Annotated in this window: 14 protein-coding genes and 1 pseudogene; 4 read left to right on the top strand and 11 right to left on the bottom strand. The window is 69.6% G+C overall.

The genetic code is table 11. The features are described from left to right. Positions 1–9: 9 nt before the first annotated feature. Positions 10–846 carry a TetR/AcrR family transcriptional regulator gene (locus tag QHF85_RS45735; protein ID WP_281333820.1) on the bottom strand — a complete coding sequence of 279 codons (837 nt, stop codon included), beginning with the start codon at positions 844–846 and terminating at the stop codon, positions 10–12. A 53-nt stretch (positions 847–899) separates the two neighbouring features. Between QHF85_RS45735 and QHF85_RS45730 the strand changes: the two genes are divergently transcribed. Then, positions 900–1,295 carry a VOC family protein gene (locus QHF85_RS45730; RefSeq protein ID WP_281333819.1) on the top strand — a complete coding sequence of 132 codons (396 nt, stop codon included), beginning with the start codon at positions 900–902 and terminating at the stop codon, positions 1,293–1,295. A gap of 7 nt (positions 1,296–1,302) precedes the next feature. Here the strand turns inward: QHF85_RS45730 and QHF85_RS45725 are convergent, their stop codons facing one another. Both QHF85_RS45725 and QHF85_RS45720 read right to left on the bottom strand, forming a co-directional pair. After that, positions 1,303–1,866 (bottom strand): hypothetical protein, encoded by a 564-nt coding sequence (locus tag QHF85_RS45725; RefSeq protein WP_281333818.1) that lies wholly within the window; start codon positions 1,864–1,866, stop codon positions 1,303–1,305. 38 nt (positions 1,867–1,904) lie between these two features. Then, positions 1,905–2,771 carry a LysR family transcriptional regulator gene (locus QHF85_RS45720; RefSeq protein WP_281333817.1) on the bottom strand — a complete coding sequence of 289 codons (867 nt, stop codon included), beginning with the start codon at positions 2,769–2,771 and terminating at the stop codon, positions 1,905–1,907. A gap of 75 nt (positions 2,772–2,846) precedes the next feature. Between QHF85_RS45720 and QHF85_RS45715 the strand changes: the two genes are divergently transcribed. Continuing rightward, positions 2,847–3,449 (top strand): RNA 2'-phosphotransferase, encoded by a 603-nt coding sequence (locus tag QHF85_RS45715; RefSeq protein ID WP_281333816.1) that lies wholly within the window; start codon positions 2,847–2,849, stop codon positions 3,447–3,449. On the opposite strand, the gene QHF85_RS45710 is transcribed toward QHF85_RS45715, so the two are convergent. The 7 genes from QHF85_RS45710 to QHF85_RS45680 all read right to left on the bottom strand — a co-directional run bounded on the left by QHF85_RS45710 (position 3,450) and on the right by QHF85_RS45680 (position 14,208). Continuing rightward, positions 3,450–4,868: a hypothetical protein gene (locus tag QHF85_RS45710; protein ID WP_281333815.1), complete on the bottom strand. Its 1,419-nt coding sequence runs from the start codon at positions 4,866–4,868 to the stop codon at positions 3,450–3,452. A 23-nt stretch (positions 4,869–4,891) separates the two neighbouring features. Next, positions 4,892–6,034: a multiheme c-type cytochrome gene (locus QHF85_RS45705; RefSeq protein WP_281333814.1), complete on the bottom strand. Its 1,143-nt coding sequence runs from the start codon at positions 6,032–6,034 to the stop codon at positions 4,892–4,894. A gap of 57 nt (positions 6,035–6,091) precedes the next feature. Beyond that, entirely contained in the window at positions 6,092–6,499 is a 408-nt protein-coding gene (locus tag QHF85_RS45700; RefSeq protein ID WP_281333813.1) for a hypothetical protein, read from the bottom strand. A 479-nt stretch (positions 6,500–6,978) separates the two neighbouring features. After that, positions 6,979–8,106 carry an RtcB family protein gene (locus tag QHF85_RS45695; protein ID WP_281333812.1) on the bottom strand — a complete coding sequence of 376 codons (1,128 nt, stop codon included), beginning with the start codon at positions 8,104–8,106 and terminating at the stop codon, positions 6,979–6,981. Further along, on the bottom strand, positions 8,103–8,486 hold the full coding sequence (locus tag QHF85_RS45690; RefSeq protein WP_348652820.1) for a ribosome-binding factor A: 384 nt from the start codon (positions 8,484–8,486) through the stop codon (positions 8,103–8,105). The genes QHF85_RS45695 and QHF85_RS45690 overlap by 4 nt, the downstream gene beginning before the upstream one ends. A gap of 1,283 nt (positions 8,487–9,769) precedes the next feature. Then, positions 9,770–11,041: an efflux RND transporter periplasmic adaptor subunit gene (locus QHF85_RS45685; RefSeq protein ID WP_281333810.1), complete on the bottom strand. Its 1,272-nt coding sequence runs from the start codon at positions 11,039–11,041 to the stop codon at positions 9,770–9,772. Continuing rightward, positions 11,038–14,208, bottom strand: coding sequence for an efflux RND transporter permease subunit (locus QHF85_RS45680; protein WP_281333809.1), 3,171 nt, complete (start codon positions 14,206–14,208; stop codon positions 11,038–11,040). Before QHF85_RS45680 ends, QHF85_RS45685 begins: the two co-directional genes overlap by 4 nt. 127 nt (positions 14,209–14,335) lie before the next feature. Here QHF85_RS45680 and QHF85_RS45675 point away from each other — a divergent pair, with 127 nt between their 5' ends. After that, positions 14,336–15,229, top strand: coding sequence for a LysR family transcriptional regulator (locus QHF85_RS45675; RefSeq protein ID WP_281333808.1), 894 nt, complete (start codon positions 14,336–14,338; stop codon positions 15,227–15,229). Here QHF85_RS45675 and QHF85_RS45670 read toward each other — a convergent pair. Continuing rightward, on the bottom strand, positions 15,226–16,773 hold the full coding sequence (locus QHF85_RS45670) for an alkaline phosphatase D family protein (protein ID WP_281333807.1): 1,548 nt from the start codon (positions 16,771–16,773) through the stop codon (positions 15,226–15,228). The genes QHF85_RS45675 and QHF85_RS45670 overlap by 4 nt on opposite strands. A gap of 133 nt (positions 16,774–16,906) precedes the next feature. On the opposite strand from QHF85_RS45670, the pseudogene QHF85_RS45665 reads away from it, so the two are divergent. Continuing rightward, positions 16,907–17,092: pseudogene (locus QHF85_RS45665) on the top strand (cytochrome c family protein); the annotation flags it as partial.

The raw sequence follows: 17,092 nt of genomic DNA, 5'->3' as shown, positions 1-17,092 counted from the left end.
GCGCGCGCCTCAAACCTTCTTCTGGCGCTCGACGAGCTGGCCGAGCCCGTCGAGGACGCGGTCCATGCCGAACCGGTAAGCCGCGTCGGCCTGGTACGCCCCGCCCTGGGCCGCGCCGGCGGCTTCGCCGATGCGGGTGGCCCGGGGGAACTTCGTCGGATCGACGACCCGGCCGAGCAGCTCCGCCTGGGCTTCCCACCACGCCGCGTCGGTCATCGCCGTGGCCTCGGGCAACGCGGCGGCGTCGGCCGCGCGGAGTGCGTTCGCCTGGACGAACCCGAGGACGAACGTGAGCGCGGCGTCGACCTCGACGTCGGACAAACCCAGGCCGTCGAACGCGGAGAGCTCGTACTCGTACTTCGTGATCACGCCCGGGCCGAGGGGAGGGCGGCTCGTGGAGGCGTGGATCAGCCACGGATGCGCGGCGTAGATGGCCCGGTTCTGGTCCGCGACGGAGAGCACCCGCTCGCGCCAGCCGAGACCGCCTTGGTCCGGCCGCTCGGCGCGGAGGTACACCACGTCGATCATCAGGTCGAGCAGCTCGGTTTTTCCTCCGGGCACGTAGGTGTAGACGGACATCGGGGACGCGCCCACGGCTTGCGCCACCGACCGCATCGTGACCGCATCGAGCCCTTGTTCGTCGGCGATCGTGATGGCCGCCTCGACGACCCGATCCACCGTGAGCGACGGCCGCGGCCCCCGCGTCCGCAAAGGCGAGAGGGTGTGCCGCCAGAGGAGCGAGAGCGTGCGCGCAGGATCCGGGGTCGCGGGTTTGTTCGGCGGCATGAAATCGGTCTCCAGCCCCTTGACCAGAACAACGTACGACGTACACTGTACAATGTACATCGTTGTTGATTCACCTTCAAGAGGGGCTTTCCCCAGGATCGAGGAACACACGCATGCAAGCAACCACCGCGTCGGCGATTTCGCTCAACGTCAGGGATGTCGAGGCTTCACGCGACTTCTTCGCCCGGCACATGGGGTTTGCCGAGGCGATGGCGGCGGACGGCTTCGTGTCGATGGCGCGCAAGGACGTCGGGTACAACCTCATCTTCCTGCGCCAAGGGCTCGCCTCGTTGCAGCCGGAGACGCTGAAGCACGCGCACGCAGGCGGCTTGCTCCTCGCGTTCGTCGTGCCCGACTTGGACGCCGAGGAGGCGCGGCTGCGCGCCGAGGGCGTGCCCATCACGACGCCGCTCCAGACCGAGCCGTGGGGCGAGCGGTTCTTCCAGGTCACGGACCCGAACGGGCTCCTCGTGCAGTTCGTCCAGTGGATGACGTCGCCCGAGGCGTAGCCGGTCCTCAAGGCAAGACAGTCACCACGACCCGCGACGAGAGCCCGCCAAACCGCGCGAGCACCTGGCCCTCGCCCTCGTCGAAGGCCACCGCATAACCCGCGTTTTCCGGCGCGCAGGCGCCCTCGGTGCCCGTGCACGCAGGCGGCCTGCGAGGCCCGAGCGCGCCCGTGAACGACCACGCGACGGGCGCGCGGCCGAACGAGAGGCGCTGCCCCGCGTCGTCGAACGCCTGGAGCTCCATCACGAGCAGATCGCCGCGCTTGGCGGCCTGGGTCGTGTCGACGTGCACGCGGCTCGGGCGGCGCACGTCGAGCACGACGACCCCCTGCTCGCACGGGATCCGCACGCGGCCCGGATCGAGCGCCTCGTACGTCTGCCCCGCGGGATCGAACCGAACCGGCGCGCTCGGCCGGGCCTCGGCGACGCGGCAAACGCCGCGGGCCTTGGGCACCTCGTCGCGCGCGCCGACGGCCACGAAATACACGGTCTCCGGTGGCTTCGCGCAGCCCACGAGCGCGCCGAGCATCGTCAGGCAGGCGGCGAAGAGCGGCGTTCGTGCGCGGGACATGAGGCGCGCGCGAGTATCGCTCGATCGTGGCCCCGTGATCAACGTCGTGCCGTGGCGAGCAGGCGCTTCCAGACGCGCTCGGCGGCGCCTTCGAGCGGCGCGTCGGCGAGGCGGATCGCGGCGTAGGTTTGGCTCGGCAAACCAGCGATCGGGCGGCCCACGAGGCCCGGCGGCAGGCGGCAGAAGTCGTTGACGATCGCGAGCCCGGCGCCGAGGCGCGCGAACCGCAACGTGAGCGGCCAGCCGCGCACCTCGACGGCGACCTCCCAGCGCACGCCCGCGGCCCTTAGCGACTCTTCGAGCGCCACGCGTTGCGGCTGGCCCTCGGGCGGCACGACAAGCGCGGCGCCTTCGAGATCGGCGAGCTCGACGCGTTCTCGGGAGGCGAGCGTGTGGCCGTCGGGCACGACGAGCATCTGCCCGACCACGGCGAGCGGCTCCACGACGAGCCGCGGCGGCCGCGTCTCCAGCGGGAGCACGCCGACGTGCGCCTCGCCCGTGCGTACGGCCGCGAGCGTGCCCGCCGCGTCCCGCACGAGCAGCGAGAGCGGCGTGCGCGCGTCGCGCACCGAGCGCTGCACGGCCTCGCCGAGCAGGTAGAGGTACGCCCCTTCGCCTGCCGCGAGCACCACGCGCGTGCGGGCTCGACCTGCGCGCAGGCCCTCGACGAACTCGACCTGCTGGGCCAGCGTCCTCCGCGCATACGCCGCGACGCGCTCGCCGCCGTCGGTGAGCACGAGGGCGCGCCCCACGCGGCGGTAGAGCGGGCTGCCCACGACCTCCGCGAGCTTCTGCACCTGCGCGTGCAGCGCGGGCTGCGACAGGCCGAGGGCGCGTGCGGCGTGCGTGAAGTTCTTGTGTTCGGCGAAGGCGGCGAAGGCGTAGAGCCAGGAGGTCTCCAGCATGACTATCCGCCAGGAGGATAGCTCATCCGAAAAGACGACTTCCGCCGATGGCAGGGGCCGCTACGCTCGGGCCTCATGAACACTGTAGAGCTTAGCAAGACCCTCTCTTGGCTCCTCCGCCACGGGGCGCTCGAGGCCGGCGTATCGATGGATGCGGCCGGCTGGGTGCCCGTGCCCGAGGTGCTTCGTTACCTCCGCATCAGCCGCGCGGCCCTCGACGAGGTGGTCGCGACGAACAACAAGAGCCGCCTCCAGCTCGAAGGCGATCGCGTGCGCGCGAGCCAGGGCCATTCGACCGAGAACATGCCCGTCACGCTCGAAGCGCTGGAGGCGTCGTGGCGCCCGTACACGGACGGCGGGAGCCTCTGGCACGGGACCACGATCGAGGCGACGGCCCCGATCGCAAAGGAGGGCCTGTATCCGCAGAAGCGGACGCACGTGCACCTTGCGCCGAGCCTCGAAAGCAAGGTCGGCAAGCGCTCGGCGACGCCGGTCGTGCTGGAGATCTCGGCCGAGCGATTGCGTGACGCGGGGCTGGGTGTGTGGGAGGCGCAAAACGGCGTCGTGCTCGTGCGCCACGTCCCGGTCTCGTGTTTCGTGGACCTCGTCTGCACGACGCGCGCGGCGAAGCAGGCCGAGGCATCCGTTCGCGCGCGGTTCGGCTTCCGCCGGTCGTGATCACTTCCCCTTCAGGGGGATCACGCGGGGGTTTTTCGGCGCGTAACAAAGGAGCGTCGGGGCCTCGTCCTTCATCGTGGTCTTCAAATGCGCGATGACGGCCTCGCCTTGCTCCTTGCTCTTGACCGTGAGGCCGAGCCGCCGGGCACCTTCGTAAACCTCCACGAGGCCGAGATCGGCGGCGCCTTCGAACGAGGCGAGGGCTTTTCGGGTGGTGGGGAAGGTGAAGTCCGGGGCGTTCTGCGGGGCGACGTCGTAGAGGTACACGAACGGCGCCTGGCAGCCGTCCTCGAACGCGACGCTCTTCGTCTCGCGGAGCTTCAGGACGGTCATGCCCGCGGAGGCCCAGAACGTGTCCTTTTCGAGGGCCATGGCGCGGAAGCTCGTCGGCCAGGCGAGGAGGGCGACGGGCGTCCACTTGCCGTCGTCGTACCGGTGGATCGTGCGGCCGTCGCTCGCGTGGAGCTGCCCGCTCGAGGAGACGAAGACGTTCGTGAACGGTTTGTCGAGGCGCGGCAGCGGCTCGAACGTGCCATTGCGATAGCGGAGGATCGGGGCCTTCGCGCTGGCGTCGAGGAAGAAATCGTCCCCGCTGCCTTTCAGGAAACGAGGCCAGTAGTCGAGGTCCTTGATCCAGCCGCCGAGGTCGATGATCCTCGATTTGCCGGGCTTGTCCCACACCTCCGCGACGGCGCCTCGTTTGTCGCAGAGGAGACCAACCGTCATGAGCGCGCCCGTCGCCGTGGTCGCGATGGCCCGCGGGGGGATCGCGGGCAAAACGCCCCGGTGGCCGAGGAAGCGGAACTCTTCTTCCTTTTTGCAGCCGCCCTCCTCGAAGGCGGTGAACTTGTAGACGAGCCGGGGCCCGCGCACCGTCTTGAGGAGGTGTCCCTCCTCGTCGTTCAACGCGGCCACGAGCGTCGATTCGCCCACGTTGGCCACGCCGACCATGGCCCCGGCCGAGCCGCCGTCGCCGACACGGAACCGCTCGCCCTTGCCGGTGAGCGGGAAATACGTGGGCTGGGGAGCCCGTCCCTGGTTGCTCTGGTAAAGGACGTCGACAGCATCGGGGAATCGACCGTACACGGAGACGATGTGGCTGCCGCCGAGCCATTGGTTGTCGTCTTCGATCTTGCCGACCCATTCGATACGCGCGCCGTCCACGATCCGGCCCACGCGCAGGCCTTCCACGACGGCGAGACCGCCCTCGATGGCGAACAAAAGCTCGGGGCGCGTCCCCTCGGGCGCAAACGGCTCGGCGGCGAGCGTGGGAATCACCTTCGGCGCGGGAGGACGCTCGGCGACGGGGGCGCCGCTCGCCGAGCTTTGCGGCGCGAGGGTCGCAGGCGGCGTCTCCTTTTCGGGCGTGGGCGGGGTCGATTTGTTGCAGCCGACCGAGGACGCTGAAAGGAGGCCCAACCAAAGAGCGATTCTTCGACGTCTCACGGAATCTCCCCCGAATGAAGCAGCACCTCGGACTCGATCTTCGCGTCGGCCGGGTTCGTCCCGGTCCCGACCGTGGCCACACGCTGATAACGCACCCACCAGGAGACCGTCGCGCGGCGCGGCGCGGGCCCAGGGGGCGTGATATCGAATTCGACGACCTTCGGATCGCGCCCGACGCGGTCGTCCGCGGCGAGGTGACGGCCGGGTTGTCCCGGGACGATCTGAAAATGTCGGGCGAGGTGGCGGACCTCGCGGCGGAGGACGGCGCCGCTCTCGTCTTTGAGCTCGCAGCCGACTTCGAGGCGGCGGAAAAGGTCCCCCGTGGGAAAATCGTGCCCCGGCGCAGGCTGGACGAGCGTGACGCGGAGGGTGTCGTCCCCGGCGCGTTCGGCCGTCGCCTGGAGGTTGCTCCGCAACCAGACGGGATCCCGGACCTCGGCGAAGGCGTGCGAGCGGCGCCCCTCGACGCGCGGCATGTGGCAATCGGCGCAAGCCTTCCCGGCCGCAGGCGAGCGCTGGTGTTCGCGCGCCGTGGTCTGCATGAACTGGCCGTCGTCGTTCCCAAAACCCATCGGGAAGCGGAATTCGTGACAACCGGCGCACCCGCCGGTCTGGCTGAAGGCGGTCGATCGGCGGAGCGGATGCGGCGCGCGGGCGGCATCGGCGCCAGGAGAGGCCGCGGCGAGGACAAGGCCTTCTTCGGTGACGTGGCAGGTCACGCAGCCGACGCCGAGCTCGCTCACGGCTTTGGGCGGCTCGACCGCAGGATCACCCTCCGGCGCGTGGCAGCCGCGGCAGAAGGGCGTGGGCTCGATGGCGAACGCCTTGCGATACGCCGGATTGAGGTTCGACTGCTGGTGGTGCGAGCCTTGCCATTGCTTGGCCTCGTCCGCATGGCAAGCGACGCACGTCGCATTGAGCGCCACGGCCGCATCGAGGCGCTTGCGATAGGCGCGAGGCATGGGGACGCCCGGCGCGGCAGGCATGTCGGCAGCCGGCGCGAGGTCCGCAGGGGCGCGCGCGGGCGAAGCAGCCGCCGGAGGCGCCGGCGCCGACGTCACTTGCCCATCCGTGAGGACATCCTCGCGGACGCACCCAGCGAGCAGGCCAAAGGACATCAGCAGAGAAGGGCGCAGCATGGGAACGGCCGGGGCCGTTCCGTGACGTATCACCTTTCCCGCGCGGGAACCACCCGGTCAGGCGCGGCGGCGCGGCGGGATCGGGTACAACGAGGCGAGGTCGTCATTCCGCAAGAACCCAAGCGCCTCGCGATGGACACGCAGCTCCCAGAGCGCCAGCTCAGCCCGCGCACACCCCTCGTTGAACGCAGCGACACGAGCGCGAATCTCAACCCGGTTGCGCTCGGCCCCCGCAGTCACAAGCTCATCGATGGATAAGCCGATGACCTCCAACTCCAGCAAGGCCGCATTGACCTTGTCCTCGGAGCGGCCAAGCGCCGAGGCCATCTCGCGAAGAATCTCGGCCGCAAGGTCATTGCCGCCAAGCTGGCTCGGCAGGCGATCCCGCAAACGGTCGAGGTACGGGCTCTCGTGCCCCTTGCGCTTGAGCTGATCGACGAGCTTTTTCCACGCAGGCTCGGACATGGCGCAGAGCGCATTCTAGCGCGCGAGGGGCCGTGTGCTGCTCGCGGAGCATGGGTCTCCTCGGGGAGGCGCCTCGCTGGGGCGTTGCCCCAGGCCCCACCAGGAGCTGTCCGCTCCTGGACCTGGACCAGCGCAAGCGCTGGACTCGTGGTCGATGAACTGCGCGATGCGCAGTTCATCGAACGGGCCAGGTCAAGACCACAGGCGACCCTGCCAACCGAGACAGCCGCGCGGCCGGTTCAACCGGCAAGGCGTTCCCACCGGCCTGTGGGAAGAACTGCGCGGAGCGCAGTTCTTCCCCCTGAGGTCCAGGGCTGGCCCTGCAAGGAGGGGGGCGGACAGCTTGAAAAACTTTCCCCGCATCGACTGCGCATCGCGCAGTCGATGCCCAGAGGTCCAGGGCTGGCCCTGGTTCGGGTCGAGGGGCGAACAGCCCCCGCGGGGCCCGGGGCAGCGCCCCGGCGCGGCGCCCCCTCGACTCACACCGCCTTGTACACGAGCACCGGCCGGAGCCTGCGGACGATCCGGACGAGCTCGCGCTGGGCGCGCATCACCGCGGAGATGTCCTTGTATGCGCTCGGCGCCTCCTCGCGCAGCCGATCGACGATGCGGTGGTCGAACCACACGCCTTCGGCTTCGCGGAGGAGCTGCCGCTGGCCGATGCGCCTGCGCGCCTCGGTGCGCGAGAGCGCCCGGCCGGCTCCGTGTGCGGACGAGTCGAGCGCCTCGGGGTGGCCGCGGCCTTCCACGTGAAAGCTCTCGCTGCCCATGGAACCGGGTACCACGCCGGGGTCGCCGGCCGGCAGGCCCATCGCGCCTTTTCGATGCACCCAGAGCTCGCGCCCGCTGTGCGCCTCGCGCCGCACGTGGTTGTGGTCGACCTCCAGGCGCGTGCCCGGATCGGCCATGGCGCCGAAGAGATCGGCGAAGAGGCTGATCGCCGCGTCGAGCATGCGCGCCCGGCTCGCTCGCGCGTATCGACCGGCCCAGGCCGCGGCGTCGAGGTAGGCGCGGCCGACCTCGCTGTCTGCTTCGAGGAAGGCGAGTCCCGAGGGATCACGCTCCGCGCGTCCTTCGAAATGGTGCCGGATGGCCGGACCCATCGCGCGGGACCCCGAATGCACGAGCAGCCATAACGCCTCCTCGTCGTCGCGCTGCACCTCCAGGAAATGATTCCCGCGGCCGAGCGTGCCGAACTCCATCCGGCCTTCGCGCCGCTTCATCGCTTCGAGCGCGCCGTCGCCGATCGGCGCCTCCCGGAGATCGTCCGGCAGCTCCGGCGCCGTCGCGGCGGGGTGCAGGACGTGCGGAATGCATCGATACAATCCCGAGAGCAGCCGCGCCGCCCGATCGCGATCCGCGAGCAGGTCGGCGCTCGCCCCGAGCCGCACCGCCACCATTCCACAGCCGATGTCGCCCCCGACCGCGGCGGGCAAAATCCGCCGCGTCGTGGCCGTCACCGTGCCCACGCAGACCTCCTCGGCAACGTGCGCGTCCGGCATGACCGCGACGTGCACGACATCCTCGGTTCGCGCGAGCCGCGCGAGCGCCGCCCGAAGCTCGGCGCTCGTTCCGTCGGGGAGGAACGTCGCGACATGCGCAGTCACGATTCACCTCCCGTCTCGGGCGGCAATACGCGAAACGTCAACGTCGGCACGCGTTTCCGCGATATCGCGCTCGCCACCTCCGCGCGCAGGTATCCCGCCACTTTCTCCAGCCGCGCCGCCACCTCGTCCGGCGACACACCCCGCGGCGCCTGCACGATCACCGCGAGCCTCCCTGCATCGGGCGCGGGCTCCACGTCGGCCACCCACACCTCGAGGAGGACCTCGTCCTCGATTCCGGCGAGCGCTTCGCTCACCGCTTCCTGCACCTGCCGGCAGAGCTGGCGCTCTTTGCGCTCGACCTTCCGGTCCTCCGCCGCCCCAAAAAACGAATCCGCATCCCGAGCGGAGCCAGCACGGCCCCGCGAACGATCTCTCGTCATTCCATGCTCCAACTGCGTGACGAACCCGTGCCTGCCGCGTGTCCTCGCGGCGCGCTTCGTTCAGTCCGGGGTAGGAGCCTCGCCGGCGTCAGCGAGACGTCGGGCCGAGGCTCATCATCGCAATCGGTCGCATGACGGGCCTCCTTCGGGAGACCCAAGATGCCCGAGGGCCAGAAGAAAGGCAAGGCGGCGTGCTGGCGCTCGGACCTTTTCGTTCCGTCTGGGGGCGCCTCGCTGGGGCTTTGCCCCAGGCCCCACCAGGAGCTGTCCGCTCCTGGACCTGGACCAGCGCCCGCGCTGGACTGAGGGTCGATGAACTGCGCTATGCGCAGTTCATCGAACGGGCCGGGTCAAGACCGCGAACGACCCTGTCAATCAAGACGGCAGCGCTGACGGTTCCTACCGGCCTGTGGGAAGAACTGCGCGTTGCGCAGTTCTTCCCCAAAGGGTCCAGGGCTACCCTGCAAAGAGGGGGCGGACAGCTTAAAAACTTTCCCCGCATCGACTGCGCGAAGCGCAGTCGATGCCCAAAGGTCCAGGGCTGGCCCTGGTCCGGGTCGAGGGGCGGACAGCCCCCGCGGGGCCCGGGGCAGCGCCCCGGCGAGGCGGCCTCAGGCAGAGCGCGTGGCCTTGCCATTGCAGGCAGGACGCCCGCGGTGGCGGCGGGGCGCCACTGCCGACAACGACGGAGGCACTCATGCTTCGTGGGTGGAGATGTGGCGCGGCTGCGCTCGGTATCTGGATGGGGTTGATGGGCATGGCCCACGCGCAAAACAGAAACGGCGGCTGTCCGTGGCAAGCCGGCGGTGCGGGTCCGAGCGGACCTGCAGGGCAGGGGCGGGGCGACAGGGACGACAACCAGGGGACGCAACGCGGCCAGATGCCCGGGATGCGTGCGCCCTACGTGTGCCCGCCCGGCATGCAGCAGGGCCAGGGGTTGTCGTGTCCGCCGGCGGGCCTGCCCGGCTCACCGCCCGGACCGGGCGACGGGGTTCCCCCCGGCGCGGACACGACGCCCCCGGTCCCGAAGACGACGCCCCCGGGGGGATCGACTCCGGGGAGCGGGGGATCTGCTCCGGGGAGCGGGGGATCTGCTCCGGGGACGGGGGGATCGACTCCGGGGAGCGGGGGATCTGCTCCGGGGAGCGGGGGATCTGCTCCGGGGAGCGGGGGATCTGCTCCGGGGAGCGGGGGATCCACGCCGGGGACCGGGGGATCGACTCCAGGAGGGCAAACGGGCGGCGCGCCTGACGGCGGCGGCGGTCGCTGAGCGGGCCGCTCGGCTACTTCGGAGGGGGGGTGGGGAGCAAAATTTCGACCGTCGTCCCGTCGAGGAGCTGCACGTTTGCGAGCTTCACGACGCGCTCGTTTCCTTCGAGCCCGGTCGAGACGAGGATCGTCGCGCCTGTGTCGCGCTCGACCGTGATGGGCACGAAGCGGATCTTGTTCTCCGCGTCCACGACCGCCACGCGAAGCCCCTTCGCGTCGTTGTAGAGCGCGGTCGCGGGCACCTCGAGCACGCGGTGCGGCAAGGGCAGGGTGAGCGACACCTCGGCGTACATGCCCGAGAGGAGCTTGTTGTCGGGGTTCGGCACGCGCACCTCCGTGTTCATGGTCCGCGTGGCCGCTTCGAGTGCGCCCGACGTGCGCGCGACCGTGCCCTCGAACGTCTGCCCCGCGAATTCCCGCACGGAGACCATCGCCTTCGCGTTCGCCTTCACGCTCGGCGCGACGTCCTGCGGGACGCCCACGAAGACCCGCACGGGGTTGGTCGCGGCGATGCGGAAGAGCGGCGTGCCGTTGCCTGACGAGACCAGCGCGCCGCGCTCGACCGACCGCGAGACGATCGTGCCCGCGAACGGCGCGATGATCTTGGCGAACCCCTTCAGATCGCGGATGCGCTGGATGTTCGCCGACGCCGACGTGATGGACGCCTGCGCCACCGTCACGCCTGCCGCGTCCACGCGCGCTTGCCCTTGCCGCTGCTCGAGGTCCTCCTGCGAGGCCACGCCCGCGGGCACGAGTTTTTCGTACCGCGCGAGGTTCGACTTCGACAGATCGCGGCTCGCCTCGGCCCGGAGCAGCGCGGCCTTGGCCTGCGTGAGCTCGGCGTTCGCCGCCATCATCTCGCGATCGAGCTCGGGCGTGTCGATCTCGGCGAGGACCTGCCCCTCCTCGACCTTGTCGCCGATGTCGACGTTCCACTTGCGCACGTAGCCGCTCACGCGCGGGTAGACGACCGTCTCCTCGAGCGGGCGGATGCTGCCCGGCAAGACGAGCGAGCGATCACTCGACGTGGCCTTTGGCGTGAGGACCTCGACGCGCGGCGCCGTGGTCTCGGCCGCCTTCACGCCCGCTTCGAGCGCCGCGCGGGCCCTCCTCTGGGGCAGGTAGGTCAGGGCGAAGACGCCCCCGAGCACGACGGCGATCGCCGTGCATGCGGCGACGACCTGCGTCCGGGAGAACGCCGCGGGCGGCGGCAGATCAAAGCCGAGATCGTCGGCCTTCGGGGTCGAGGCGGGGTCTTGGATCGGATGGGACTCGTTGGGGCTCATAGCGACTCCGTCAGCGGATCCGTCATGGGCGCCTTCTTGCGGAGGATGCTGTACATCACCGGCACGAAGAAGAGCGTGGTCACCGTTGCGAGAAGGAGGCCGCCGATGACCGCGCGGCCGAGGGGAGCGTTCTGCTCGCCGCCCTCGCCGAGGCCCGTCGACATGGGGAGCATGCCGATGATCATGGCGAGCGCGGTCATGAGGACGGGCCGAAGGCGCGTCATGCCTGCGGCGAGGGCCGCCGACGTCGCGTCCCGGCCGAGCTTTCGTTGATCGTTGGCGAACGTCACGACGAGGATCGAGTTCGCCGTGGCCACGCCGACGCACATGATCGAGCCCATGAGCGCGGGCACGCTCAGCGTGGTGCGCGAGAGGAAGAGCATCCACGCGATCCCCGCGATGGCGCCCGGCAGGGCCATCAGGATGACGAAGGGATCGAGCCACGACTGGAAGTTCACGACCATGAGCAGGTACACGAGCACGACCGCGAACAAGAGGCCGTAGCCGAGGCCGCGGAATGACGAGTCCATGCTCTCGACCTGCCCCGTGACCGTGACCTTCGTCCCGCGGGGCAGCTCGCCCTGCATGCCGTCGACGAGCTTGCCGACCGCGCTCGCGACGGAGCCGAGATCGGTGCCCTCGACGTTCGCCTGGACGTCGTAGGTCCGCGCCACGTTGTAGTGCGTGATGTTCACGGGCCCGGTGCCGCGCTGGACCTGCGCGACGTTCGAGAGCAGCTGCGGCCGGCCGTCGCCCGTGGAGAGCGGCGTCGCGTTGAGGGCGTCGACCGAGCTCACCGCGTACTGGGGCGTCTGCACGGCGACGAGGTACTGCACGCCGCGTTTGTCGAGCCAGTAGCTCGGCGCGACCTGCCCGCTCGACGAGAGCGAGACCAGCACGTCGCTCGCGACGTCACGTTGCGTAAGGCCCATCTGGTCGGCCATCGTGCGGTCGACCTCGATGCGAAGCTGCGGCCTGCGCAGGACCTGCGCGAGGTGAACGTCGACCGCGCCGGGGATCTGCTTCATGCGCGCGGCGAGCTTCTCCGCGACGCCGTACGTCTCCTCTTCCTTGCCGATCGGCCCGACGACGCGGACGTTGATGGGGGCGGGGAGGCCGAAGTTCAGGACCTGCGTCGTGATGTCCGGCGGGAGGAAGAAGAAGGTCGTGTCGGGGTAACTCGCGTTGAGCTTCTCGCGGAGCTTCTGGACGTAGCTCTCGGTCGGCGCGTGGCCCTTCTTCAGCGAGATCAGGATCTGCCCGTCGGCCGAGGAGATGAGCGCGCCTTCGCTCAGCGAGAGGTTGATGCCGCTCGCCGGGATGCCGAGGTTGTCGATCATCGTGTCGATCTCGCGCGGGGGGATCACCTCGCGGATCGTGTCCTCGATGCGCGCGAACCGGTGCTCGCTCTCCTCGAGCCGTGTGCCCGGCGCGCCGCGGACGTGGAGCTTGATGAGCCCTGCGTCGACGCGCGGGAAGAAGTCGCGGCCGAGGAGGGGCATGAGCGAGACGGACGCGGCGACGAAGACGAGGAAGCCACCCACGAACGCGGCCCGGTGCGCGAGCGCCCACGCGAGGAGCTTTCCATACGCGGTGCGCAGCCGATCGAAGGCGTGGTTGAACCGCACGAAGATGCGGCCGAACACGCTCTTCGGAGCTTCGTGATGCCCGGACGCGTGTTCCTCGGCCTCGCGCGCGAGCAGGAGCCGGACGAGCGTGGGCACGAGCGTCCGGGAGAGGACGTACGACATGAGCATCGCGAACACGACGGCCAGCGCGAGCGGGATGAAGAGCGACTTCGCCGCGCCCGTGATGAACACGACGGGCACGAACACGATGCAGATGCACAGTGTCGAGACGAGCGCGGGGACCGCGATCTCCTGGGCGCCGTCGACGATCGCGCGGATGAAGCTCTTCTTCTGGCCGAGGTTTCGGTGGATGTTCTCGATCGCGACCGTGGCGTCGTCGACGAGGATGCCGACGGCGAGGGCCATGCCGCCGAGCGTCATCGTGTTCAGCGTGTGGCCGAGCGCGTTCAGGATGATGATCGAGACCAGGATCGAGAGCGGGATCGAGACGACGACGATGAGCGTGCTCCTCCAGCTCCCGAGGAAGAGCAGGATCATGAGCGCCGTGAGCACCGCGGCGATGAGCGCCTCGTGGACGACGCCCTCGACGGCCGCGCGTACGAAGAGCGACTGATCGAAGAGGAGCGTCGCCCGGAGGTCCTTGGGCAGCTTCTCCATCGTCGCCGGCAGCATGTCGCGGATGCGCGCGGCGACGTCGAGCGTGCTCGCGTTGCCGCCCTTCAGCATGGTCATGAGCACGCTGCGCTGGCCGCCGACGTGCACCATGCTCTGCTGCGGCGCGTTGCCGTCGCGGATGTGCGCGACGTCCCGAACGTAGACCGTCTTGCCGTCGACGGTCTTGAGCGGCAGGTTGCCGAGCTCCTCGAGCGCGGCGGGGCTCGAGTTCATGATGACGGGGTACTCGTTTTCCCCCATCTTCGCCGAGCCGGCCGGCAGGATGACGTTTTGCAGTCCAATGGCCGCGTTCACGTCGCGCGGCGACAGGCCCCACGCGTAGAGGCGCGCCGGATCGATGTCGACCATGATCTGGCGCTGCTTGCCGCCGTAGGGCCAGGGGATCTGCACGCCCTTGATGGTCGCGATGTCGGCGCGGATGAAGTTCACGCCGTAGTCGAAGAGCTGCTGCTCGCTCAGCGACTCGCTCTCCAGCGCGGCCTGCATGATCGGCACGTTGGAGGCGCTGTAGCGGATGACGAGCGGCGGCGTCATGCCCGGCGGCATCTGGCGGATCGCGACCTGCGAGGCCGCGGTGATCTGCGCCGTCGCGGCTTCGACGCTCGCGCCGGGCTGGAGGTAAACTTTTACGATGGCGATGCCCGTGAGCGATTGGCTCTCGACGTGCTCGATGTCGTTGACGATGGTGGTGAGGAAGCGCTCGTAGTTGTTGACGACCCGCTTCTCCATCTCCTCCGGCGGCAAACCGCCGTAGTTGAAGATCACGGAGATCACCGGGATGTCGATCTCCGGAAAGATGTCGGTCGGCATCCGGAGGATGGTGAACACCCCCGTGAGGACGATGAGCATCGACATCACGATGAAGGTGTATGGGCGCTTGAGCGCAGTGACGACGAGCCACATGTGCCACTCCCTGCGGCCCTCCGAGACCGGCCCGGAAAAACGGGACGAGCTGAGGGCCCGGGAAGCTTCCTGGGGTCGGTCGCTACCGTCCAATGCATTCCGGGGCATCGTCTGATACCTTGTGGGTATGGAACTGCGCCACCTGCGCTACTTCGTGACCGTCGCCGAGGAGAGGCACTTCGGCCGCGCCGCGCGCCGGCTGCACATGACGCAGCCGCCGCTGAGTCGGCAGATCCAGGAGCTCGAAGCGGAGCTCGGCTTCGAGGTGTTCGACCGCGCGCGAAGGCAGGTGGAGCTCACGCCCGCCGGCGTGGTGTTCCTCGGCCGTATCCGCGGTCTCCTCGAAGGGCTCGATCTGGCCGTGCACGAGGCGCGCCGCGCGAGCGTCGGCGAGATCGGTCGGGTCGCCGTGGGCTACATCTCGTCGCTGGCGTACAGCGGGATCACCGACCTGTTACGCGCCTTTCGCGACCGGTTCCCGAAGGTCGAGATCGCGCTGCGCGAAATGTCCCCGCAGGCGCAGCTCGACGCCATCAAGGAAGGCTGGATCGACGTGGGGCTCGTGCGCGGGAAGGTCGACGACGCGTCGCTCGCGTCGGCGTGCGTGGCGCGGGATCCGCTGGTCGTGGTGCTGCCGGCCGGACACCCGCTCGCCGAGCGCAAACGTATTCCGCTCGGGATGCTCGCGCAGGAGCCATTCGTGATTTTCCCGCGGCAACGGGGCCCCTCGTTTTTCGATCAGATCATGGCGCTCTGCCGCGACGCCGGCTTCACGCCGCGCATCGTGCAGGAGGCGCCGCAGCTCGACATCGTGAGCCTCGTCGCCGCGGGGTTCGGCGTCGCGATCATGCCCGGCTCCATCCGCCGCGCCGGCCGCAAAGGCCTCGCCATCCGGCCCATCGTGGGCGCGCCGAGCGCGACGCTCTACATCGTATGGCGCGCCGACGACGCGGCCCCGGCCCTGCGGGAGTTCATCGGCTTCGTGCGGAGCACGTTCGTCAAAAAGAAGAAGGCCGATTAACGGCGGACGGCGAGCGTGGGCAGCGCGATCGGCTGATCGAAGAGGACGCGGCCCTTCTCGTCCTTGCAAACGAGCAGGACCTCCGAGCCCGCGCGATCGAGGTCGATGTCGATGAGGCCGTAATTGCAGCGGTCGACGACCTCGGCGACGAGGTATCGATCCTTGCCGGCGATCGACTCCATCCACGGATCGTTCGCGAGCGGGCTCGTCGTGAGCTCCCACCATTCGGGGCCGCGGCGGCCGTGCAAATCGCGGCCCTCCTGGTGGAAGAGGTTCGCCATGTGCAGATCGCCGCTGACGAAGACCACGCCGCGGATGTCGCGCGCCTCGATCTCGCCGAGCAATCCTTCGAGCTCCTGGGGCGCGTCGCGGCGGAAGCATTCCCATTCCTTCGCGACCGCGGCGTCGGCGAGGACCTGCGTGGGCGAGGCGATGATCTTGACGGGCGCGGTGCTACGAGCGAGGGATTCGACGAGCCAGACGAGCTGCGACTCGCCGAGCAACGTACGCGCCGGCTGATTGCGGTACCAGCGGCTGTCGAGGAGGAAGAGCTCGGCCGGGCCCATTCGAACCGAGGAGAAGACGCCGGGCGTGCCATTCGTGCCCCAGCGGGCGTTCGCCCAGGAGCGGCGGAACGCGCGGAGCGCCATGTCCTTGCCGGAGAAACGATTGTCGGCGTCGTTGGGGCCGAAATCGTGGTCATCCCAGACGCCGATCGTCGGCAAGGCCGCGGCGAGGCGCCGGAACGAGGGATTGTTGCGGGCGCGGAGCTGGGCGAGCATCATGGCGTGCTCGCTCTGCCAGTCGAACTGGTAATAATAGGTGTTGTCCCCGATCATCGCGAGGCAGGCCGGCGCGTCGCGCTCGATGGCCTCGAGGATGGGCAGCTCGGTTTGGTGGTAAAAGCAGAGGCACGAGCCAAACGCGATGCGCACGGCGCGCGTTTCGGGCGCCGGGGCGAGCGGGAGCGGCCGCGCCGGCGTCTTTCCGTGCGTGCTTTCGAACCAGTACGTGTAGCGGACGCCGGGGCGTAGATCCTCGACGTGAAAGACCTGGCAGAGCCACTCGCTCCAGGCCGGCGTCCGGACGACCCGACAAACCTCGCCGTCGGACGTCGCGACCACGAGCGTGAGGGGCGAGGTGCAGCGGGCCTGGGCCCAGATCCAGGCGTCGTGCGTGGAGACCTCGCCGATCATCGGGCCGGCGAGGATCGGGCCCTCGGTCTGGCTGTTCCACCCGCCGGGGAATCCGCCTCGATCCGCGGGGGCGAGCTCGAGCCGCACGCCATTCCAGGGGCCGCTGCCGCCGCCCTCCCAGGTGCCGCGGAATCCATTGGCGCCGCGATCGAATTCGAACACAAACGTCCCCTCGCTCGCATTCCCTTTCTGCACCCAGGTGCCGCGGATCGTATTTCCCGTGAGTGTGCCCGTGACGGAGCCGTCCTCGTGGGTGTATTTGCCCGTCACCTTGTCGCCGCGTGCTTCGAGCCGCAGCGTGCCGAACGTGGTGACATAGGAACCCGTGATCGGAAGCGGTGAATCCATAGGAGCAAGCCCTCCCCTGACGAGGAGTCTACCATCTCCACGCGTTCCGGGCAGCATGTTCCCGTCGCCCGCCGCGGCCTCGGGACACGTGCATTTCCGCGCCCTTCTCCCATGCTTGGCCCCCATGCCGAACATGACTTTCTCCCGACGCACGTCGCCCCTCGTGCTCCTCGCCTTGCTCGCCCTCGCGGCGTGTGGCGGTTCCCCGGCCCCGGACGTCGCCGCCGCGCCGCCGCCGCCGCCCGCGGCGACGCCCGCGCCCGCGCCGGCCCTGTCGGTAACCGCAGCGCCCACGGCCTCGGCCGCCGCCCCCGCGCCG

Source organism: Polyangium sp. 6x1, from assembly GCF_029946515.1.
In the GTDB taxonomy this organism is placed as follows: domain Bacteria; phylum Myxococcota_A; class Polyangia; order Polyangiales; family Polyangiaceae; genus Polyangium.
Note: the sequence above shows the minus strand (reverse complement) of the source record. Positions and strands in the feature narration are given on the sequence as shown.